The 22139-nt window shown below is 71.3% G+C and carries 20 protein-coding genes; 9 read left to right on the top strand and 11 right to left on the bottom strand.

The window, feature by feature from the left end; translation table 11 throughout:
- Positions 1-14 precede the first annotated feature (14 nt).
- Entirely contained in the window at positions 15-746 is a 732-nt protein-coding gene (locus AB0B91_RS49025) for a Mut7-C RNAse domain-containing protein (protein ID WP_358336503.1), read from the top strand.
- A gap of 440 nt (positions 747-1186) precedes the next feature.
- On the opposite strand, the gene AB0B91_RS49020 is transcribed toward AB0B91_RS49025, so the two are convergent.
- Positions 1187-4624: a serine/threonine-protein kinase gene (locus AB0B91_RS49020; protein ID WP_358336625.1), complete on the bottom strand. Its 3438-nt coding sequence runs from the start codon at positions 4622-4624 to the stop codon at positions 1187-1189.
- Between the two features lie 46 nt (positions 4625-4670).
- Here AB0B91_RS49020 and AB0B91_RS49015 point away from each other — a divergent pair, with 46 nt between their 5' ends.
- The 8 genes from AB0B91_RS49015 (at position 4671) to AB0B91_RS48980 (ending at position 12818) form a co-directional block, all read left to right on the top strand.
- The gene (locus AB0B91_RS49015; RefSeq protein ID WP_358336500.1) at positions 4671-7232 is read left to right on the top strand and encodes a BTAD domain-containing putative transcriptional regulator; all 2562 of its coding nucleotides are present in this window, start codon (positions 4671-4673) and stop codon (positions 7230-7232) included.
- A gap of 81 nt (positions 7233-7313) precedes the next feature.
- Positions 7314-7616, top strand: a complete 303-nt coding sequence (locus AB0B91_RS49010; protein WP_219527543.1) for an urease subunit gamma — start codon at positions 7314-7316, stop codon at positions 7614-7616.
- Between the two features lie 29 nt (positions 7617-7645).
- Positions 7646-7957, top strand: a complete 312-nt coding sequence (locus AB0B91_RS49005; protein ID WP_358336622.1) for an urease subunit beta — start codon at positions 7646-7648, stop codon at positions 7955-7957.
- Positions 7950-9656 (top strand): urease subunit alpha, encoded by a 1707-nt coding sequence (locus tag AB0B91_RS49000; protein WP_358336497.1) that lies wholly within the window; start codon positions 7950-7952, stop codon positions 9654-9656. The genes AB0B91_RS49005 and AB0B91_RS49000 overlap by 8 nt, the downstream gene beginning before the upstream one ends.
- A 2-nt stretch (positions 9657-9658) precedes the next feature.
- Positions 9659-10642: an urease accessory UreF family protein gene (locus AB0B91_RS48995; RefSeq protein ID WP_358336495.1), complete on the top strand. Its 984-nt coding sequence runs from the start codon at positions 9659-9661 to the stop codon at positions 10640-10642.
- A 12-nt stretch (positions 10643-10654) separates the two neighbouring features.
- Positions 10655-11326, top strand: coding sequence for an urease accessory protein UreG (gene ureG, locus AB0B91_RS48990; protein WP_358336492.1), 672 nt, complete (start codon positions 10655-10657; stop codon positions 11324-11326).
- Positions 11327-11339: 13 nt separating this feature from the next.
- Entirely contained in the window at positions 11340-12338 is a 999-nt protein-coding gene (locus AB0B91_RS48985; RefSeq protein ID WP_358336489.1) for an urease accessory protein UreD, read from the top strand.
- A gap of 9 nt (positions 12339-12347) precedes the next feature.
- Entirely contained in the window at positions 12348-12818 is a 471-nt protein-coding gene (locus AB0B91_RS48980; protein WP_358336486.1) for a hypothetical protein, read from the top strand.
- A 4-nt stretch (positions 12819-12822) separates the two neighbouring features.
- On the opposite strand, the gene era is transcribed toward AB0B91_RS48980, so the two are convergent.
- From era to AB0B91_RS48930, 10 genes are all read right to left on the bottom strand, one after another.
- On the bottom strand, positions 12823-13731 hold the full coding sequence (era, locus tag AB0B91_RS48975) for a GTPase Era (RefSeq protein ID WP_358336483.1): 909 nt from the start codon (positions 13729-13731) through the stop codon (positions 12823-12825).
- Positions 13732-13749: 18 nt separating this feature from the next.
- Positions 13750-14226, bottom strand: a complete 477-nt coding sequence (locus AB0B91_RS48970) for an NUDIX domain-containing protein (RefSeq protein WP_358336480.1) — start codon at positions 14224-14226, stop codon at positions 13750-13752.
- A 1-nt stretch (position 14227) separates the two neighbouring features.
- Positions 14228-14548 (bottom strand): cytidine deaminase, encoded by a 321-nt coding sequence (locus AB0B91_RS48965; protein WP_358336477.1) that lies wholly within the window; start codon positions 14546-14548, stop codon positions 14228-14230.
- A gap of 10 nt (positions 14549-14558) precedes the next feature.
- Positions 14559-15182 (bottom strand): hypothetical protein, encoded by a 624-nt coding sequence (locus AB0B91_RS48960; protein ID WP_358336474.1) that lies wholly within the window; start codon positions 15180-15182, stop codon positions 14559-14561.
- 319 nt (positions 15183-15501) lie between these two features.
- A complete protein-coding gene (locus tag AB0B91_RS48955; protein ID WP_358336471.1) occupies positions 15502-16797 on the bottom strand; it encodes a hemolysin family protein in 1296 nt (431 codons plus the stop codon).
- A complete protein-coding gene (ybeY, locus tag AB0B91_RS48950; protein ID WP_358336468.1) occupies positions 16794-17270 on the bottom strand; it encodes an rRNA maturation RNase YbeY in 477 nt (158 codons plus the stop codon). Before ybeY ends, AB0B91_RS48955 begins: the two co-directional genes overlap by 4 nt.
- Complete coding sequence (locus tag AB0B91_RS48945) at positions 17267-18295, bottom strand: PhoH family protein (RefSeq protein WP_219527553.1); 1029 nt, start codon at positions 18293-18295, stop codon at positions 17267-17269. The genes ybeY and AB0B91_RS48945 overlap by 4 nt, the downstream gene beginning before the upstream one ends.
- A 104-nt stretch (positions 18296-18399) precedes the next feature.
- Positions 18400-18750, bottom strand: coding sequence for a histidine triad nucleotide-binding protein (locus AB0B91_RS48940; RefSeq protein ID WP_358336619.1), 351 nt, complete (start codon positions 18748-18750; stop codon positions 18400-18402).
- 4 nt (positions 18751-18754) lie between these two features.
- A complete protein-coding gene (locus tag AB0B91_RS48935) occupies positions 18755-20068 on the bottom strand; it encodes an extracellular solute-binding protein (protein WP_358336466.1) in 1314 nt (437 codons plus the stop codon).
- Positions 20050-22086, bottom strand: coding sequence for a vWA domain-containing protein (locus AB0B91_RS48930; protein WP_358336464.1), 2037 nt, complete (start codon positions 22084-22086; stop codon positions 20050-20052). The genes AB0B91_RS48935 and AB0B91_RS48930 overlap by 19 nt, the downstream gene beginning before the upstream one ends.
- Positions 22087-22139: the final 53 nt, after the last annotated feature.

Below are 22139 nucleotides of genomic sequence, written 5' to 3'. Positions count from 1 at the left end.
TCGAATCAAGCAGAATGGACAATGTGACCGAACGGGACGCGCACCTTCGAATCTCCGCAGAGTTGATGATGTTCCTGCCCGTGAGCCGGCGCCGCGAGCGCCAGCGGATCGCCATCGGCGGCAGCTCGACCCTGGGACACCACGTGGAGTCGGCCGGCATCCCGCTGACCGAGGTCGGGCCGATGACCGTCGCCGGGCGCGGAGTCGGACCCTCCTACCAGCCCGCCGCGGGCGACGTCATCGAGGTGCGGCCGGTGCCCAGGCCGCAGCCGCTGCCGCGCGAGCCGCGCTTCCTGCTGGACGTGCACCTGGGCACGCTGTCGCGGCGGCTGCGGCTGCTCGGCCTCGACGCGGCCTACCACAACGACATGGACGATCCGGCCCTGGTGGTGCAGGCGAACGAGGAGCACCGGGTGCTGCTGACCCAGGACCGCGGCCTGCTGCGCCGCCGCGCGCTGTGGCTGGGCGCCTACGTCCGCGGCTCACGCCCCCAGGACCAGCTACGCGACCTGCTCGAACGATTCACCCCGCCGCTGCGCCCGTGGACCAGGTGTACGGCCTGCAACGGCGAACTGGCCCCGGTGCCGAAGGGCGAGGTGCTGCCGCTGCTGGAGGCGGGCACCCGGCACGGCTACGACGCCTACGGGCAGTGCGGGGACTGCGGTCACGTCTACTGGCACGGCGCCCACAGCGGCCACCTGGAGGAGATCGTCCGGTCGGCGCGGGAGTGGGCGGCTACGGGCTGATGCAGGGGTCGAGTCCTTACCTACAGAAGGGCGAAGGTAATGCGAAAGCGGTTCACGGCTATCGGAATTTTCCTCTCAGCGCTCCTGCTCGTACTGCCGACGACTTCATACGCAGCCTCTCCCACTCCAGCCGCTGAGAGCCAGCGGATAGCAAGGAGCCTGATGCCCAGCTATGGCTGGAGCCCTTCGTCGCAATTCGGTTGCCTGGTCTCGCTGTGGAATCGCGTCAGCCGCTGGAGCACCACAGCGGGAACGCCGTCAGGGCCATACGGAATACCTGGAGCGAATCCCGGGAGGCTCATGGCGTCCGCCGGCTCAAACTGGAAGACCAACGCCAGGACCCAGATTAAATGGGGATTTCGCTACATCAAGAAGCACTACAGCACGCCCTGCGCCGCATGGAGCCACTACCAAAGCTCCGGCCGATACTGATCAGGTGTTTACGGGGTGACGCAGGGGTCGAACTGCTCGATCTCGGGCAGGTACCGCCGCCAGTCGGCCACGCTCAGTGTGCCGCCCGCCCTGCGGCAGACCTCAGCCAGCGCCCGGTCGCCGTCGAGCGCGAACCGCTTGATCACCCCTTCCGGAGTGGCGGTGTAGAGCGTCCGCCCGTCCCGGCTGAAGGCGATCGACGCGTTCGCCGACTCTCCCTGCCAGTCCAGGCCGTCGTACACGACTCCCAGGTACCCGCGGCCGGCGACGTCCCAGAGCCGGATCCGCTCGTCGCCGCCGTAGGTGGCGATCGTGCTCCCGTCGGGCGACCAGATGGGGATCCCGGCGCCGCCCTGGATCGCGGGGAAAGACGCGATGGCCCTGGTGAAGGCGGAGTCCCACAGCGTCATTCGCTCGGGCCCGCTGATGACCGCATACCTGCCGTCGGGGCTGAAGGCGGTGATCCCGCCGGGCACCCCGCCCGGCCCTGCGGGAGCGCCGCCGACCGGATCGACGATCGTGAGGTAGGGATCGAACGCTGTGATCAGCGCCTTCCCGTCGGGTCTGAAGGCCATCCAGGCCGAGCCCGGCGCTGTGGTCCGGCTGACGGATCCGGTGCGGAGGTTCCACAGCTCCACCGGGGCCGCCTGTTCCGTGCGCTCGGGGGCCACGGCCAGTGTCCCGCCGTCCGGGCTGAACGCCATCCCCTTCACTCCTCCCGCGTTCTTGTCAGCGAGGGTAAAGGCCGTGCGCACGGCCCCTGTGCGCGCATCGAGCACGGTGACCCGCGTCTTGGCCGCTCCCCCCACTGCCAGGAGGGAGCCGTCGGAAGAGAAGGAGAGCACCGCTCCGTCGCCCGTCTGTCCGCCGACATCGATGGGCCGGGCAACCTCCTTGCCGCCCGCCCAGAGCCGGGCCCGGCCGGCGGAGTAGACGGCCAGCCCGCCGCCGCCCGGCGCCAGGCGCGCGAATTCACTGGGGGTTCGCCGGACCAGGGCGGTGTCCGACAGCCAGGAGACGTCGACCGTGTAGACGGTGCCCGGGTCTGTCATGATGCGCAGGGCAGCGCCGTCGAACCGCAGCTGGTCGATCGACGCGTGGAGGTGCCGGTCGGCCATCACCCACCCATCGGAGCGCCGCAGGACGACCAGCCTGGCGGCGGCCCACATCGCGATGAACCTGTCGTTGAAGGCGATGGCGCCCGCCATGGGCCCCGCATGGTCACCTGGCAGCGGCTTGCCCGAGGGCACGCTCCTGAGCAGCAAACTGATCCCCCCGCCGAGCTCGGGATGGAAGACGGCGACGGCGAGCTCTCGGCCGTCAGGATCGAATTCGGCACCCTTGATCCGCGTCTTCACCGGCAGCCATGACGCGGGGAGCTGTCGCCGCCTGCGCAGGTCCCAGAGCTCGGCCCGGCCGCCGCCGGTGGAGTAGCGGACGCCCAGGGAACCGTCCGAGCTCACGGCGTCCATTCCGAGCGATCTCCGGGTCTCCAGGTCCCACCAGGCGCCATCGCGGCCTCTGTCGATGCCTTGGGGGATGAACAGGCGCCGCCCGTCCGGAGAGAAGCGCAGCGAGTCGGTGTGGGTCGGCAGCACGCCCGCCGCGAAAGGCGTGCCCTTCATGGTTCCGCTGGACACGTCCCAGAGGCGTACGTGCCGCTCATCCTGTACGGCCAGCGTCCGGCCGTCGTAGCTGAGCGCTAGCTTCGACACCGGACCGACTCCTGAGAGCACCCTCGTCCGCCGATGCCGCGGAACGTCCCAGAACACCACCTGCTCGCCCGCCGAGGCGAGGAACGTCCGGCCATCGGGGCTCAGGGAGTATTCGGTGTCCGCGCGCGCCGCGGGGTCGGTGAAGGAGTCGAGCGTGGTCTGCGACAACGAGTCATACAGCGCGCCTCTCGACTCGGGCAGAGGGGCCAGCCGCCAGGCGGCGGCGCTCATCATCATGCTCACCCTCGGCCAGGTGTCGCGCAGATCGGCCGCGCGCAACACCAGCGATCTGGCGAGAGCGTCATCGCGCTGCCGCTCGCTCACCTCGCGCCGGTACTCGGCCAGGCCCAGCCCGCCCAGTGTGGTCGCCAGCAGCACGGCGAGCGCGGCGGCGATCATGCCGCGCCGGCGGGACTGCCGCCGGGACTGCCGGGCCGCGGCGTCGAGGAACTCGCGTTCCTTCCTGGCCAGCGTGAGGTCCTTGCGCTCGGTGGCCGCCCAGTGGAGTGTCCGGTCGAGGCTGGAGCCGTGCAGCAGGTCGCCGGGTTTCCGGCCGTGGCCGTCCCAGAGCCGGGCCGCCTCCACCAGCCGCCGGTGTACGGCCAGGCCGTCGCGGTTGTCGGCCACCCAGGTCCGCAGCCTGGGCCACGCCTGGACCAGGGCGGGTTTGGCCAGCTCGTACGTGTCGCCGGTCCGCCGCACCAGGCCCGCCGCGCCGAAGAAGGTGAGCAGCGCGTCGACGGCCTCGGTCTCGGGCAGTTCGTCGCGGGTGACCGGCCGGAGCGAGCCGTCGCCGTCGAGCATGCGCAGGAGGACCTCGGGCGCGGTCGCCCGTTCGGCCTCGGAGAGCTCGGCGTACAGCTCCTCCGCGATGGCGCCCAGGTCGGGCTCGGCGGTGCTCCTGAGCGGGCTGGCCAGCGAGCCGCCGCGGGACAGCGGGTCGCCGCCGGTTTCGCCGCTCTCGCCCAGCAGGCTCAGGAGGACGTCGCGGGCCGAAGGCCGGTCGGCGGCCTCCCGTACGAGCACGGCGGACACCAGCGGCCCGAGCGGATCGGCGAGGCCGACGAGGTCGCCGGGGTGGAAGTCCATCACGTCGGCGACCACCGCGACCGGGTCGCGTACCGCGATCGCGTCCTCACCCCGGGCGGCGAACAGCACCACCAGCCCCCACGCCCACAGATCCGCCGCGGCCGTCGCGCCCCGCCCGGTCAGGACCTCCGGCGCCATGTAGTTGGGCGTGCCCATGACCGGGCCGGTGGTCGTCGGCCCGATCTCGCGCGCCACGCCGAAGTCGATCACCCGGGGACCGTCGGGCCCGAGGATGATGTTGTCCGGCTTGAGGTCGCGGTGCACGACGCCGGCCTGGTGGATGGCCGTCAGCGCGGTCGCCACACCGATCGCCAGGCGCCGCAGCGTGTCACCCTCGTAGGGCCCGTGCTCGGCGATCACCTGCCGCAGGTTGGGGCCGGGCACGAACTCGCTGACGATGTACGGCTCGGCCACCTCGATGACCCTGGCCGTGCAGAACGAGGCCACCCGTTCGGCCGCCGCCGCTTCCTTGGCCAGCCTGGCCCGCGACTCGGGATCGTCGACCCTGGGCACCTTGACGGCGACGCGCTCCCCCGCCTCGCCGTACGCCTCGTAGACGACGCCCTGGCCACCGGCGCCCAGCCGCCCGGCGAGCCAGTACGTGCCCAACCGGTGGGGGTCGGAGGGAGTCAAAGGGATCATCAAGTGTGTAATTCTTGTCGATACTCCCCTCGTTGAGGAAGGCCGCGTGGAATTTCGCATCATGGGTCCGCTCGAGGTGCGTGACGGCAACGGCGACCGCACCCCGACCGCGCCCAAGCACCGTGACCTGCTGGCGATGTTCGTGCTCAACGCGCGCCGCCCGCTCACCGTCGGACGGCTGCGCCACCTGCTGTGGCCGCGTGAGGGCGGCGACCGGTCCGACTCGCTGGTCCGCGGGTACGTCGGGCAGCTGCGCCAGCTCATCGGCAAGGATGTGATCACCACGGTGTCCGGCACGTACACGCTGGCCATCGGCGAGGAACAGCTCGACGTCGACCGCTTCAGATCGCTGGTGGAGCGGGGCGCGTACGAGCAGGCGCTGGCCCTGTGGCGCGGCCCGGCGCTCGAAGACCTCGACCCCGACGGCGAACGCTGGGTGGAGACGCGGCGGCTGCGCGAGGAGCTGGAGGAGCTGCGGCTGCTCGCCCTGGAGCGCAGGGTGCAGCTCGACCTCGACGCGGGCCGCCACCGGGAGCTGCTGTCCGAGCTGCGGCGGCTGGCCGGGCAGTATCCGCTCTGGCAGCGCTTCCGGGGCCAGTACATGCTCGCGCTCTACCGGAGCGGGCGGCGGGTGGAGGCCCTCGACGCGTACGCGGCATTGCGGGAGGCGCTCGACGACGGCCACGCGATCGAGCCCGATTCCGATCTGCAGCTGCTCTATCACCGCATGCTGCACGACGACGTGTCGCTGCACGTCTCGGCGGGACCGCCGGTGCTGCTACCACACGACGTGACCGGCTTCACCGGGCGCGCCGACCTGCTCGATCAGGTGGTGGGCGGGCAGGTCGTGGTGCACGGACAGGCGGGCGCGGGAAAGTCGGCGCTGGCCGTACATGCCGCCTGGCGGGAGCGCGAGCGCTTCCCCGACGGGATCCTCTACGCCGACCTGCGCGAGACGACGGCGCCCTCGGCGGTCCTCGAGGACTTCCTGCGCTGGCTGGGCTGCCCGGCCCAGGCCGTCCCCGCCTCGCTCGACGGGCGGGAGCGACTCTTCCGTACGTACGCGGCCAACCGCCGGCTGCTGGTACTGCTCGACAACGCGTCGTCCGAGAGCCAGGTGCGGCCGCTGCTGACCTCCTGCCCCACGGTCGTCACCAGCCGCTCCTCGCTCGGCGGGCTGGCCGACGCGACCCGCGTGTCCGTGGGCGTGCTCGGCGAGGGCGACGCGCTCGACCTGCTCGTCCACACCTCCGGCCGGGCGGCGGACGAGGCGCTGCGCAGGCTGGCCAGGTTCTGCGGCGGGCTGCCGATCGCGCTGCGCATCGCCGGGTCCCGGCTGGCCACCCGGCCGGGCTGGACCGTCGACTACCTGGTCGGCCTGCTCGAAGACGAGCACGAGCGGCTCGACGGGCTGCGCTCCGGCGACCAGGCCGTGCGCAGCGTGCTCGCCATCGGCTACGACGGCCTGCCCGAACCCGCCAAGGCCACGCTTCGCGGGCTCGGCGCGCTGTCGGCGCCCGACTTCGCGGACTGGGTGGCCGAGTTGTTCGGCGGGCAGGCCGAGGCGCTGGTCGACGCCGGGCTGCTGGAGACGCACGTGGTCGACGTGGCGGGTCAGGTGCGCTACCGGCTGCACGACCTGACCCGGCTGTTCGCCCGCGAGCAGCCCGCGCCCGGCGGGCTCGAACGGCTGCTGGACGTGGTCCTGGCCCGGGTACGGTCCTCGCGCTTCTCGCTGGTCTCCGGCGATCCGGGCACATTCGTGGCGACCAGGGACATCAGGGAGTCGGTCGAGTGGCTCGCCGCCGAGCGGGCCTTCCTGGTCAGCCTGGTCTCCGACCTCCGTCAGGCCGGTTTCGACGACGGCTGCCGCCGGCTCGCCCACCTGCTCGGGCCGTACCTCGAACGCCACCGCTTCCTCGACGACTGGCGGCACGTCATCGAAGCGGCGCTGGCATCGGCGCGACGCGCGGGCGACGCGATGGGCGAGGCGCTGATCCTGCGCGACCAGGGCGACCTGCACCTGGCCGAGCGGGAGTGGGACCTGGCGCACGACCGGCTCAGGCTGGCGCTAGGCATGTTCCTGGGCGCCGGCCGTACCCGCGACGTCAACCAGACCAGGCGGCGCCTCGGCCGCGTCCACCTCGAACGCGGCCGGCTGCCCGAGGCCGAGCGCGCTCTGCTCAGCTGCCTCAAGGCGGCCGAGAACGATCGCGACGCCGCCGACGTGCTCCGCGTGCTGGGCGCGGTCCTGCACCGCGCGGGCCGCCTCGACGAGGCCGCGGACCGCCTCCAGACCGCCGCCGGCCACCTCGCCGCGCTCGGCGACCGCTACCGGCAGGCCGACACGCTCCTGGACCTCTCCTCGGTACAGCTGGCGCAGCGCGCGGTCCCCGACGCCAGGACGGCCGCCGAGACGGCCAGAGGCATCGCCATACGGCTCGGCGACCGGCTCCTCGACGCGTACGCCCTGCTGGCCCTCGCCCGGGTGAACCACGCGGAGGGCGCGGCGGAGCGGGCCGGAGAGCTGGCGGGGGCGGCGCTGACGGTCTTCGAGGCGCTGGGGGACGATCTCGGCCGGTCGCAGGCGCTTCCCCTGGTGGGATAGCGCGGCCTGCAGGTATCACCAGAAACCAATTCGACATTCTCCCGCAACATCATGGAAACGGCCGGTTCCTAGGGTCCGGCCATGCGGCTAACCCCACACGAGCAGGAGCGCCTGCTCATCCACGTCGCTGCCGGGGTGGCGCGGCAGCGTCAGGCCAGGGGCCTGCGGCTCAACCATCCCGAGGCCACCGCGATCATCGCGTCGTTCCTGATGGAGGGCGCCAGGGACGGGCGGACCGTGGCCGATCTGATGGAGGCGGGACGCTCGGTGCTCGGCCGGGACGACGTCATGGAGGGGGTGCCCGAGATGCTCGACTCCGTACAGATCGAGGCGACCTTCCCCGACGGCACCAAACTGGTCACCGTACACAGGCCGATCCCGTGACCGCGGACGCGGCCGGTGGCCGCAGGCCGCTGATCCCGGGCGAATATCTGCATCCCGCCGACGACATCCCGTTGAATCCGGGGCGGCCGCGGGTGACGGTCCGGGTGGTCAACACCGCGGACCGGCCGATACAGGTCGGGTCGCACTACCACTTCGCCGCCGCCAACCCCGGGCTGGACTTCGATCGCGACGCCGCCTGGGGGATGCGGCTCGACGTGCCCGCGGGCACCGCGATCAGGTTCGAGCCGGGGGTCGAGCGCGATGTGACCCTGGTGCCGATCGCCGGGCGCCGCGTGGTGCCCGGCCTGCGACCGGAATGGGCGGGCCCCCTCGATGGCTGACATCTCCCGTACGCGCTACGCCGCCCTGTACGGCCCCACCACGGGCGACCGCATCAGGCTGGCCGACACCGACCTGTTCATCGAGGTCACCGAGGACCTGTCCGTGGGCCCGGCTGGGGCCGGGGACGAGGCGGTGTTCGGCGGCGGCAAGGTGATCCGCGAGTCGATGGGACAGGCCAGGACGACCCGGGCCGAGGGCGCGCCGGACCTGGTCATCACGGGCGCGGTGATCCTCGACCACTGGGGAGTGGTCAAGGCCGACATCGGCGTCACCGACGGCCGGATCTCCGCCATCGGCAAGGCCGGCAACCCCGACACCATGGACGGCGTCGACATCGTCATCGGCCCGTCCACCGAGATCCTGAGCGGCAACGGCAAGATCCTCACCGCGGGCGCCGTCGACTCCCACGTACACCTCATCTGCCCGCAGATCCTCGACGAGGCGATCGGCGCGGGCGTCACCACGATCGTCGGCGGCGGCACCGGACCGGTCGAGGGCACCAAGGCCACCACGGTCACCGGCACCTGGTACCTGTCCCGGATGCTCGAGTCGCTCGACTCCTACCCGCTCAACTTCGCCCTGCTCGGCAAGGGCAACACGGTGAGCGCCGAGGGCCTGCTCGAACAGCTTGCGGCGGGCGCCTCGGGGTTCAAGCTGCACGAGGACTGGGGCACCACGCCGTCGGCGATCGACGCCTGCCTGACCGTGGCCGACGCGAACGGCGTACAGGTGACGATCCACACCGACACCCTCAACGAGGCCGGGTTCGTGGAGTCGACGCTGGCCGCCATCGGCGATCGGACGATCCACGCCTACCACACGGAAGGGGCGGGAGGCGGGCACGCGCCCGACATCATCAGGATGGCGTCGTTCGCCAACGTCCTGCCCTCCTCCACGAACCCCACCAGGCCCCACACCGTCAACACGCTCGACGAGCACCTCGACATGCTGATGGTCTGCCACCACCTGAACCCGTCGATCCCCGAGGACCTGGCCTTCGCCGAGTCCCGCATCCGGCCCACCACGATGGCGGCCGAAGACGTCCTGCACGACCTGGGTGCGATCTCGATGATCGGCTCGGACTCGCAGGCGATGGGCCGGGTCGGCGAGACGATCATCCGCACCTGGCAGACGGCGCACGTCATGAAGCGCCGCCGCGGCGCGCTGACCGGCCCTGCGGACAACCTCCGCGCCCGCCGCTACGTCGCGAAATATACGATCTGCCCGGCCGTCGCCCACGGCCTCGACGCCGAACTCGGCTCCGTCGAACCCGGCAAGCTCGCCGACCTCGTCCTCTGGGACCCGGCGTTCTTCGGCGTCAAACCCACCCTCGTGCTCAAGGGCGGCGTGGTGGCCTGGGCCCAGATGGGCGACGCGAACGCCTCCATCCCCACGCCGCAGCCGGTGCTGCCGCGCCCGATGTTCGGCGCCGCCCCCGTCACGGCCGCCGCCACCTCGCTGCACTTCGTCTCTCCGCTCGCCCTCGACGCCGGCCTCGCCGACCGCCTCGCGGTCCGCCGCCGCCTCGTCCCCGTGGCGGACGTACGGGGGCGCGGCAAGGACACGATGCCGCTCAACGACGCGCTCCCCCGCATCGAGGTGGCCTCGGACACGTTCGAGGTCCGCGTGGACGGCGACCTGATCGAGCCCGCACCCGTCGAGACGCTCCCGATGACCCAGCGCTACTTCCTCTTCTGACGATGAACCCCGCGCTCCTGCTTCTCACCGACTCCCGGCTCCCGGCCGGCGGCCACGCCCACTCGGGCGGCACCGAACAGGCGATCGCCACGGGCGCGGTCCACGACCTGGCGTCTCTTGCCGCCTTCCTGCGGGGCCGTCTGCACACGTCCGGGCACGTCGCCGCCGCCCTCGCCGCCGCAGCCTGCGCCTTGAGCGCCACCCACTCACCCGACACCGCCCCCGACCCCGTCGCCGCCCCCGACCCCACCTCCGGCCCCGTCCCCACCTGCGGCCCCGGCCCCGTCTCCACTTCCGCCCTCGTCTCCGGCATCGGCATGGCAGATGCCCGGCGAGCTCGGGAGGCGGCCGGGCGGGCTCGGACGGAGGCGGCCGGAGCGTCGTGGGACTTGCTGGATGCGGAGGCCGACGCCAGGACCGCCTCCCCCGCCCAACGGGACGCCTCCAGGATCCAGGGCAGGCTGCTCCTGCGGGTGGCTCGACGCCTGTGGCCGTCGTCCGTGCTCGACGGGCTGGCGCAGGCCGTACCGAATCCCCATCACCCCATCGCGCTCGGCGCGGCGGCACAGGCGGCGGGAGCGTCGCCCGGGGACGCCGCCCTGGCGGCGGCCTACCACGCGATCACCGGTCCGGCCACGGCGGCGGTACGCCTGCTCGGCCTGGATCCGGTAGCGGTCCACGGCCTGCTGGCCGACCTGACCCCGGACCTCGCCACCACAGCCGCCACAGTCACCGCAGCCGCCACCACATTGGCCACAGCGGCCACGACCGCCACAGCAGCCACGACCGCCACGCTGGTCGCAGCGGCCACGACGGCCACAGCCGACATGGCCGACATGGCAGCCCGGGCCGCCGAGTCCCCTGGGACCCCGGGCACCTCCCTGGCCGACCGGCTATGGGCCGAGCTGCCCGCGAGGTCCGCCCCGGCCCTGGACCTGCTCGCCGAGCGGCATGCGGGCGCCAAGGTCAGATTGTTCGTCTCCTAGGAAGGATCCGCCATGGGCGCCAATCACGACGACCATCACCACGCCCCGGACCACCACGACAGGGCGCTCCGCCTCGGGGTGGGCGGGCCGGTGGGCAGCGGCAAAACGGCCCTGGTCGCCGCCCTGTGCCGGACGCTCGGCGGCTCCCTGCGGCTGGGTGTGGTGACCAACGACATCTACACCACCGAGGACGCCGACTTCCTGCGCCGGGCCGGAGTGCTCGACCAGGAACGCATCCTGGCCGTCGAGACCGGCTGCTGCCCCCACACCGCCATCCGCGACGACATCGCCGCGAACCTCGACGCCGTGGAGACCCTGGAGGACAGGTTCGGACCGCTCGACCTGGTGATCGTGGAGAGTGGCGGGGACAATCTGACGGCGACGTTCAGCCGTGGCCTGGCCGACAGGCAGATCTTCGTTCTGGACGTGTCCGGTGGCGACAAGGTGCCCCGCAAGGGCGGCCCGGGGGTGACCTCGGCCGACCTGCTGGTGATCAACAAAACGGACCTGGCGCCGCTGGTGGACGCCGACCTGGACGTGATGGCCCGGGACGCGGCGGCGGTCCGCGGGGACAAGCCGGTCCTGTTCACATCGATCAGACAGGACCCCTCGGCGGCGGCTGTGGCGGCCTGGGTCTCGGAACAGGCCCGTTCCTGGCCCCACGAGCCCGTACCAGCGGCATGACCCACCCCACCCCATGACCAGCAGCGCACCCCTGCCGAACACCGCGGCAGAGACCACGTCAGCCGCCCAGACAGCCACGTCGGCAGCCCCCGGCGCGGCCGGCGCCGCAGCGGCGGGTGTTCGCGCGGCCGGTACCGGCCCGGCCGATGCCGACGTGGCGAATGCCGACGGGGCCGGTGCCGAGGGGGCCGTCCTACCCAATGGCGGCGCGGCCCGTGCCGTCGGCGTTGTCGGGCGGCGGGCGATGGTGGCTCGGGCGGCTGTCGGGACCTCGCTGGCCGGGGGTCGGACGGTAGTCAGCCGGCTCGGTTCGGCGCCGCCACTGACGTTGCGGCAGACCGGTCCGCGGACCGTGCACCTGGTCTCCACGGCGGCCGGCCCGCTCGGCGGCGACCGGCTCGAACTCGACCTCGACATAGCCCCCGGCACCAGTCTCGAGGTCGGCTCGGTGGCGAGCACGCTGGTGCTGCCCGGCGACGGCGAGTCCGTCATGGTGATCACCGCCCGCGTCGGCGCGGGGGCCACGCTCCGCTTCGCACCCCAGCCAACGGTGCTCGCCGCCGGGTGCTTCCACCGCCTGGTGGTACGGCTGACGTTGGCGGCGGGCGCGCACGTGTTCTGGCGCGAGGAGATCGTCTTCGGCCGGTACGGCGAGGCACCGGGCCGCTGCCACGCCCGCTTCGACGCCACCTACGACGGCCGCCCCCTGCTCAGACAGGAGTACACGGTCGGCGACCCGGCCTTGGACGCCTCCCCAGCCGTCTACGGCGACGCCCGCTGCATCGGCACCACCCTCATCACCCCGAAACCCACCCCCACCGCACCAGAACCGGCCACACAGGGACTCGCTTCAAGGGCCGTGGTCGCGGACGGTGTCGCCGTGTTGCCGCTGGCCGGGCCCGGGGTGCTGGTGTCCGCGCTGGGCGCCGACGCCGTCGAGTTGCGGCGGCGTCTGGAGTGGGGTGAGGGTGTGGCCTTCGGTGACCTGGCAGGAGCCACGTGCCCGTCCTAAGGTGATCGTGTGGCCGACCATCTCCCGCAGAGCCCCGCGAAGCCCAAGGCGCGGCGCGGCTACGCGTTCGTCATCGCGGTCGCCGGAGCGCTGCTGGTGTTCTGCGCGTTCCTGCCGTGGACGGGGGTCGAGGCCAAGATCGGTGCCCTCGGCGGGGTGTCCGACGACATGCGGGGCATCGACGACAGCCTCGGCGTCTACACGCTCGTCGCCGGGCTCGTCACGCTGGTGTTCGGGGCCGCGGGGCTGTTCGCCCGGCCGCGGGTGGCCGCGCTGGCCGTCATTCCGGGGGTGCTGGCGACGGTCTGGCTGTTGATGTTCGTCGTCGATCCGCCCGGGGTCGGCAACGGGGTCTCCGTCGATCTCGGGTTCCTGTCGATCGAGCCGGGGATCCGCTACGGCTGGTTCGCCGCCCTGGCCTGTGCGCTGGCCGTGGTCGCCCTCGCCGTCCTGTCGCTCGTACGCGGCCGTCGAACGTAGAAACTCAGTCGTAGAAGCCCAGGCGCCGCAACTGCTTGGGGTCGCGCTGCCAATCCTTGGCCACGCTGATCCGCAGATCGAGATAGACCCGAGTGCCCAGCAGCGCCTCGATCTGCTTGCGCGCCCGCGTCCCGACGTCCCGCAGCCGTTCGCCCTTGTGCCCGATCACGATCGCCTTCTGCGACGGCCGTTCGACGAACATGTGCGCGTAGATGTCGAGCAGATCGTCCCGCCCCTCGCGCGGCATCATCTCGTCGACCACCACCGCGATCGAGTGCGGCAGCTCGTCGCGTACCCCCTCCAGCGCCGCCTCCCGGATCAGCTCCCCGACCAGCACCTGCTCGGGTTCGTCGGTGAGCTGCCCGCCCGGGTACAGCGGCGGCGACTCCGGCAGGTATTCGGTCAGCACCTCGGCCAGCACGTCGAGCTGGTCGCCCGACTGCGCCGACACCGGGACGATCGCCGCGAACTCCGCCACCTGCGACAGCGCCAGCAACTGCTGCGCGATCTGCTCCTTGGAGGCCAGGTCACACTTGGTGAGCACGGCGACGACCGGCGTCTTCTTCACCGCCGCGAGCTTGTCGGCGATGAAGCGGTCGCCCTTGCCGATGGGCTCGTTCGCGGGAACGCAGAAGCCGATCACGTCGACCTCGGTCAGCGTGGACAGCACGAGGCTGTCGAGCCGCTCGCCGAGCAGCGTGCGCGGTCGGTGCAGGCCCGGCGTGTCGACGATGACGATCTGGGCCTCGGGGCGGTGCACGATGCCCCGGATGACGCGCCGGGTCGTCTGCGGTTTGGAGGAGGTGATCGCCACTTTGGTGCCGACCAGGGCGTTCATGAGCGTGGACTTGCCGACGTTCGGCCTCCCCACGAAGCAGGCGAATCCGGCGCGATGGTTGTCTGGCGAAGTCACATAGTGCATTGTGGCCTATCAAACTCCCTGGTGACGCCACCAGGCAAACGCCTCGGGCACCACCAGCGGTGTCCAGGCGGTCGTGGTCAGGCCGGCGATCTCCGGCTCGGTCACCCATCGGGCGTCGGTGATCTCGTCGCCGTCGGGGGTGGGCGTGCCCGACTCGATCACGCAGCCGTACACGGCGATGACGTACGCGCACTGATGCCCGTTGGGGTAGACGGTCCGGAATTCGGGCCCGCCGTACACGCCGATCAGGCCACGTACGGCGACGTCGATGGTGAGTTCCTCCTGGAGCTCCCTGACCAGGGCCTCCTCGGGGCGCTCGTCGGGGTCGACGCCGCCGCCGGGCGAGGCCCACAGGCCCACGTCGCCGTGCCGCGCCATGAGCGCCCTGCCCGCGGAGTCGAACACGAAGCCGCTGACCGACGGAAGCATCAGCAGGTCGGACCCGACCTTCGCGCGTACCCCGGCCAGATGGGGCGAGATCGGCATGTCAGCCCCGCACCGTGCCGTCGGGCCCGGCCACCAGCAGCGCCTTGATGCCCAGCTCGGCGGCCACCGCCTCGTCCGCGGCGCTCGGCCCGTCGCCCGCCGTGACCAGCGCGACGGCCTCCAGCGACTGCGCGCCGCTCGAGACGGCCGTGGCGACCGCCACCTGCACCGCGGAGAGCGTGAGCGAGGAGAGCGCGACGTTCGTGGCCGAGTAGGTGCGCCCGGTCTCGTCGCGTACGGCGGCGCCCTCCACGGAGCCGTTGCGCGCCCTGGCCGCCCGCGCGAGCGTAATGATCTTGCTGTCTTCTGGATCGAGAGTCACGTGCTCTAGGTTAGGCGCTGGCCATCCCGACGACGGCGCTGAGCACCTGCCGCGTACGCTCCGTGTCCACCTTGGCGATGCCCGTGTGCACGACGGACACCAGCGTGTCGCCCGAGCGGGCGAGCATCACGTCCAGCGCGTACGGGTAACCGTTCAACCGCCCGCGCAGCTCCGCGCCCACGGCCTCGTCGCCCACGTCCTCGACCGGCAGCATCGTCAGCCGCAGCCGAGTGCCGCCGCCCGACCGCACGGTGCGGCACGCCTCCAGCGCGTCGGCCAGGTCGTCGATGTGCCCCGCGGCCTCCGAGCCCGCGTAGCGCGCCAGGCCCACCCCGGCCACCTCGCCCAGTTCGTCCCCCTCGAAGCTGGCCGCCGCCTGCGCCGTCAGCGCCCGCCCGGGTGCCCGGCCCGCCGCCGGATCGAGTACGGCCCGGCAGTTGCGGTCCGCCGGTGTGAACGGCACCCGCCACGGCTCCTCCGACCGGGCCGAGAAGCCGTCGGGCAGCCGCGGGTTCTTGTTGAGCACCTCACGCAGCCGGGCCGTGGCCTGGGCATCGACGTAACTCTCGACCGGTCCGCCGCATCCGGCAAGGAGCCCGCACACGATGGCCAGGACAACGATCACGCGTTCCATGATTCCCCCTGGACCGCGATGTCCCCGGGCGACGAATACGGCAATCCACCAGAGTCATCAACAAAGCCCCAAACGCAAAAGGGGGTCCTCGCCTGAACGAGAACCCCCTTTACGCCGAGCAACGTCACGATCGGCTAGCTGACCGAGACGTTGTCGTCCCCCCCAGGGGGCATCCTCACGCCGCGAACCCCACCCGGCGTTCGGATGCTTCCCCAGTGACACCCACCGCACCGGGTGTCGAGATCAAGACTGGCGCAGGCCGCTTGCAACAGACTTGTAGAACACTTGCCACATCTCTCTCAAAACGGTCAGCGCCCCGTCAGTCCTGCTCCGCGGCGGCGGGCACCACGTCACCCGCCTGCGGGACGACCCGGCGGACGACCACGGTGCTGATCCGGTTGCGCCGCCCCGCGAGGCTCTCGGCGGTCAGCCGGAGCCCGGCCACCTCCGCCTCGGAGCCCGCGATCGGCACCCGCCCGAGCGCGTGCGCGAGCAGGCCCCCGACGGTCTCGACGTCGTCCACCTCGATCTCGGTGTGGAACAGCTCGGCGAGCTCGTCGACCGGCATCCGGGCCGTGACCCTGACCCCGCCGTCGGGCATCTCCTCGACGCGGGGCGCCTCGCGGTCGTACTCGTCGGCGATCTCGCCCACGATCTCCTCGAGGACGTCCTCGATCGTGACCAGGCCGGCCGTCCCGCCGTACTCGTCGATGACGATGGCCAGGTGGCTCTGCCTGGCCTGCATCTCGCGCAGGAGCTGGTCGATCGGCTTGCTCTCGGGGACGTAGGTGCCCGGGCGCATGATCGACTCGACCTTCTCCTCGCCGCCGTCCTCGCCCGACTCGTGCACCCTGCGGGTGATGTCCTTGAGATAGGCGATGCCGATGACGTCGTCCTCGTTCTCGCCCACGACGGGGATGCGGGAGAAGCCGCTGCGCAGCGCCAGCGACAGCGCCTGGCTGAGCGTCTTGCCCCGCTCGATGAAGACCATGTCGGTGCGGGGCACCATGACCTCGCGTACGAGCGTGTCACCCAGCTCGAAGACCGAGTGGATCATCTCGCGCTCGTCGGGCTCGATCATCCGCCGTTCCTCGGCCAGGTCGACCAGGTCGCGCAGCTCCGCCTCGGAGGTGAACGGGCCGTCGCGGAACCCCTTGCCGGGGGTCAGCGCGTTGCCGAGCAGGATGAGCAGCTTGGGCAGCGGGCCGAAGATCCTGGTCAGGCCGTAGACGATGGGAGCGCCGGCCAGCGCGATCGGCTCGGCGTGCTGGCGGCCCAGGGTACGCGGCGAGACGCCGACGATCACGTAGCTGACCACGATCATGACGGCGGCCGCGCACACGTACGCCCAGCCCTGGTCGTGCATGAGATCGATGAACAGCAGCGTCGCGATCACCGTGGCGATCAGCTCGCAGCTCAGCCGGAGCAGGAGCAGCAGGTTGAGATAGCGCGGCGGGTCGTTGACGATGGCCCGCAGCCGCAGGGCGCCGCGGCGCCCCTCGCGTACGAACTCCTCCGCACGCACCCTGGAGATGCGCGTCAGTGCCGTTTCCGCACTGGCGATCAGGCCACCGATCACCACGAGGGCGATGGCCAGAGGCAACCAGGCGTTCACCGCGGGCTGCGCACCTCCCGCCACGACTCGAGGAGCCGGGCCTGCAGGCCGAACATCTCCTTGTGCTCCTCAGGCTCGGCATGGTCGTAGCCGAGCAGGTGGAGGATGCCGTGCGTGCACAGCAGCTCCAGCTCGTCCTGAGCGCTGTGGCCGGCCTCCTCCGCCTGCCGGACGGCCACCGGCGGGCAGAGCACCACGTCGCCGAGCAGCGCCGGGTCGGTGGCGGTGTCGGCGTCGCCGCGGGCCCCGCCGCCCGGTCGCAGCTCGTCCATGGGGAAGGCGAGCACGTCGGTCGGGCCCGGCTCGCCCATCCACTTCTCGTGCAGCTCCGCCATGGTGCGCTCGTCGACCACCACGATCGACAGCTCGGCGAGCGGGTTGATGCCCATCTCGCCGAGCACGTGGGTGGCCAGCTCGACGAGATTCTGCTCGCCGACGTCCGCGCCCGACTCGTTGTTGATCTCGATGCTCATCGCCGCTTCCCCCGGTGCTGGATCTGGTTCGGCTCCTGAAGCGCGTCGTAGCGGCCGTAGGCGTCGACGATCTCGCTCACCAGCTTGTGGCGTACCACGTCGGCGCTGGTCAGCCGGGAGAAGTGGATGTCGTTGATGCCGTCGAGGATCTCCTGCACCACCCGCAGGCCGCTGACCGTGCCCGAGGGCAGGTCGACCTGCGTGACGTCACCGGTCACCACGATCTTGGAATTGAAGCCGAGCCTGGTCAGGAACATCTTCATCTGCTCGGCCGAAGAGTTTTGCGCCTCGTCGAGGATGATGAAGGCGTCGTTGAGGGTGCGACCACGCATGTACGCCAGTGGTGCCACCTCGATCGTGCCCGCCGCCATCAGCTTCGGGATCGAGTCGGGGTCGACCATGTCGTGCAGCGCGTCGTACAGGGGGCGCAGGTAGGGGTCGATCTTCTCGTAGAGCGTGCCCGGCAGGAAGCCGAGCCGCTCCCCCGCCTCGACGGCGGGCCGCGTCAGGATGATGCGGTTGACCCGCTTCTCCTGCAGCGCCCGCACGGCCTTGGCCATCGCGAGGTAGGTCTTGCCGGTGCCCGCGGGGCCGATGCCGAACACGACCGTGTGCCGGTCGATGGCGTCGACGTAACGCTTCTGGTTGACGGTCTTGGGGCGGATCGTCCGGCCGCGTGAGGACAGGATGTCGAGCGACAACACCTCGGCCGGGCGGTCCGACGTCATGCGCAGCATGGCGATGCTCCGCTCGACGGCGTCGGGGGTCAGCTCGCCGCCGTTGCGCAGCACCTCCACCAGCTCCTCGAAGAGGCGCACCACGGTGCCGCTCTCGTCGGGGCTGCCGGTGACGGTGATCTCGTTGCCACGCACGTGGATGTCAGCCCTGAACGCACCCTCGATGACGCGCAGCAACTCGTCGCGGGAGCCCAGGAGGCTGACCATTGGGTATTCGTCCGGTATCAGCACCTTGGCTTGAGTGCGCGAGGGAGGTGCCGTTCTTCGGGATTCATGTAGTTCGGACATGGGCAGGCCAGCGGCCTGATGCCTCCCGGTCTGTTCGGGTGTACTTCTCCGCCCATCGTAGCCGGGACCAGGCCGATTGCTCGCGTCAATATCACCGGGGCGGATCAGCCGGGCGGCCACGTCAGAGCGCGCCCGCCGAGCACGTGGGCGTGCACGTGGAAGACCGTCTGCCCGGCCCCCGGCCCGGTGTTGAAGACCACCCGGTAGCCGCCCTCGGCCACGCCCTCCTGCACGGCCACGGCGTGCGCGGCCTTGAGCACGTCGTCGGCCAGGCCGTCGTCCGCCGCGGCCAGCGCGGCCGCGTCGGCGTGATGCTCCTTCGGGACGACCAGCACGTGCATGGGGGCCTGCGGGTTGATGTCGCGGAACGCCAGCGCCCTGTCGTTCTCAAGGACGATCTCGGCCGGAATCTCCTTGGCCACGATCTTGCAGAAGAGGCAGTCGGTCACAGGCAGCACCTTACCCACAGGGCTCGCTCCTCTCCGTCCTGCCCAGCTTGGCCGCCTCCAGCCGGTCGGCGATCATCTGGATGTCGTCGAGGGTCGGATCCTCCGCGGAGTGGACATACTTCGTCACGCATTGCCGGAACACCTCGCTGAACTGGGTGTAGTGCTCCAGTTTGGGCCGCGCGGCCGTCGGCAGCGAGTCCTTGATCGCGGTCGCCAGTTCTCGCAGGTCCTTCTCCGACGGTACGACCGCCGTCCCGTCCTCGGCTTCCCTGGGACAGACCCGCACGTCCTCGTAGGCGGCCTCGACGACCGGGGCGTAGCCACCACACGCGAACAGCGCCTGCTGGTTGTCCGGCCGAAGCAGGAATTTCACGAACTTGAGTACGCGGTCGTACTTGTTGGATCTGGCGGTTATGGCGAGGTTCGAGCCGCCGAGCGTCGCCGGGCCCGGCAGCTTCGACACGTGGAAGGGCACCCTGCCGCCAGAGATCAACTGCAGATCCGCGTACGGCCAGTGCCGGAGGTACCCGGCGCCCCCCTCGGCGAAGGCGGCCAGGCTCTCCGCCTCCTTGTCCGACCAGGAGTCCCCCAGCGTCTGGTCGCGCTGCCCCTGCCGCATCCGTAGCAACGCGTTGAGCGCCCGCTGGTTGTTGGGCGGCCGGCCGAGCACGATCTCACCGTCGTCGTCCACCACGGCGGCGCCGTCGGCCCTCAGCAGTTCGAGCAACCCCACAGTCTGGCCCTCGTAGTCGGCGAGCTGCGCCAGGTACCCGCCGTGCGGGAAATCGACCCTGGCGACGCGCGCCGCCTGCCAGAGTTCGTCCCAGCTCTCCGGCACCCGCTCGTCCCTGCGGTACAGCAGCCCCACGTCCAACGCGAACGGCAACGCGTACTGCTTGCCGTCCCACTGACCGCTCTCACTCGCCTGCCGCACCAGACCGGACGGTATGTCCTCGGGTCTGATCTCGCTGAGCAGGCCGGCGGCGGCGAACTCGGGCGTCGAGGCGCTGTCGATGATCAGCAGGTCATAGGTCTGACAGGGGTCGGACTGGGCCGCGGCCATCATCTCGTCGTGCTTGAAATCGGCCACCCTGGAGATCTCGATCAGCAGGACGGGCGTGTCCCGCCAGCCGCTGATCAGCGCCCTGCGCGCGCCGCCGACGCTCACGTCGTCGCCGGTGGCGACCCTGATCACGCCATCGTCCACGCACTCCTCCGCGGGCGTCGCCCGGTCCGCGACGACCACCGCCCCCAACGTGAACAGTGCCCCCGCCATCGCGCCCGCGGCGGCCACCCGCCTCGCCGTCACGGACTCTCCCGCCACAGCTTCGTCAGCTCCTTGTCTACCTCGCTGACCTGATCCTGGTACGGCGTCGCGGGGTCGGACCCGATGCGGGCGCATCGGATGAGCTCGCCGACCGCCGCGAGCAGCCGCTTGATGTGCGGCGCGCCGCACTCCTGCTCGCCGGTGAGCAGCAGCCGGATCCTGAGCCCCTGCACCTTCGCCAGTGCGGCCACCGTCTTGCCGAGGTCGCCCGACTGGCTGCCGCCGTCGGTCAGCATGACGATGACCGGGTTCGGGGCGTCCTCGAGTTGGGGCGCCGCCAGCGCCAGCACATCCCCGAGCGGAGCGTCACTCCCGTGTACGGCCAGCGTCCCCAGCCGCCTGTTCACCTGGTCCATGCCCGTGACCACGGTCTGGCCGGCCCCGCCAGGAGAGGAGAAAGTGGCCAGCTTGACCGTGTCGGGGCTGTCACGCAGCCGTCTGAGCAGGGTCTTGGCCCCGGAACTTGCCGTCTGCAGCGCGGTGCCGCCCGTGATCGGGTTGTCCATCGAGCCCGACTCGTCGACCAGCAGGAGCAGCGAAGTCTCCGGATGCGCCTTGCCGAGGCGGTCGATCAGGCCGGCGATCGGGTCGCCAGGCCCGTCCTTGGCCGATGCGCCGCTGTCCGCCTTCCGCGACGGCAGCGCCTTGCCGAGCGGCATGGGCTCGTTGCGGTGGAACACACCCGCCGGGTCGCGGTAGCCGTACTCGGAGAGCTTGTCCTGGGCGAGCCAGTCATGGAAGTCGATCGCCGCCTGCTCACGCCGTTCGTTCCACTGGTTGGCCCACTTCAGGCGGACGAACGGGTAGCTGAGGGCGGGCAGTTCGGTGAGCGGGGACCAGGACAGGTTCGGGCCCTGGTGACCCGGGCCGCAGGCGCCCAGGACCTGACGCTTGTTGACCGCGTAGACGAGGTGCTCGGGCACGATCATGGCGAGCGACTCCTTCTCGGTGTCGAAGCGGTCGCGAACGTCACAGAGAAGGCCGGCGGCGTCGGAGAGCGGCAGATCGGGCGGGGTATAGGCGATCTCGTCGGCGATGTCCTGCGAGGTGTCGGAACCGTAGAGCCCGCTGCTCGCGATGAGCCCGATCTCCGACAGGTCGGCGCGCGGCCTGGCCAGGGGCGCCTTGACGCTCTTCAGCCATTTGCGCAGGCCGGGCAGGCTCGTGGGCAGGGACTGCGTGCCCCGCCGCCGCTCCAGCGTGGGCGTGAACGCGACCACCAGGGCGGAGGTGGCCACCGGGGACATCCTGTCGAACCTCACCTGCCCGAGATTGGCGAAGGCCCGCTCGAGGTAGTCCGCGGTGGCCGCGCTGGAGGCGAGCCAGATGTCGGGGTGGAGCGCGATCAGCGCGCGGTAGTCCTTGCCGTTCCAGGAGACGGGGTCGTTCCAGTCCCTGTTGGCCGCCCGGGCCATGGTGGCGAGCGGCGGCTGGGGTGTCACGGACAACCGCACGCGCGGGCAGCCGCGCAGGTCGGCGCTCTCTCTGGCGTAGCGGCGGCCCGCCTCCCGCAACCCCACCACGTTCTCGGCCGAGGTGAGCGCGCGCAGCTCCAACGGCTGGCCACAAGGGCTGGAGGTCACCCAGCCCAGCCCGAGCCGCACCGCCGACGTACCGGCCAGCACGAGCACGACCGCGAGCACCCCGGCGGCGAATCCGGCCGCGCCCGCGGTCAGAGGGTCCGCCCGCTTCCTGACCCCCTTCGCGATCCACTTGACGGGGGACACGATCAGGCTCCACACCCCGCGGAAAAACGCCCTGAGCGTGGTGCCGAGCCAGACTACGGCCCTCCCGATACGGCCGAGCCGGACACCGCGCTGGACCACCACCACGAGAACGGTCAGGATCACGATCGCCACGACGGCCGCGATGAACGCCCCAAGCCCGATCTCCAGCAGCGGCGTCGCGACAGCCCCCAGGAAGGCCCAGAGCGGCGTCACTATGGCGGCAACGTCCTTGAGCCACCCCCACGGGTCTTCAGGGGCGGTCTTGTCGTGCGATGAAGGGCGCGACATTCTGCCTTGATCCTAGATCGGACGGAACCCCCTGTCTCCGTTGCGAATCGGTA

The sequence above is a fragment of the Nonomuraea sp. NPDC049141 genome (assembly GCF_040648415.1).
Taxonomy (GTDB): Bacteria; Actinomycetota; Actinomycetes; order Streptosporangiales; family Streptosporangiaceae; genus Nonomuraea.
Note: the sequence above shows the minus strand (reverse complement) of the source record. Positions and strands in the feature narration are given on the sequence as shown.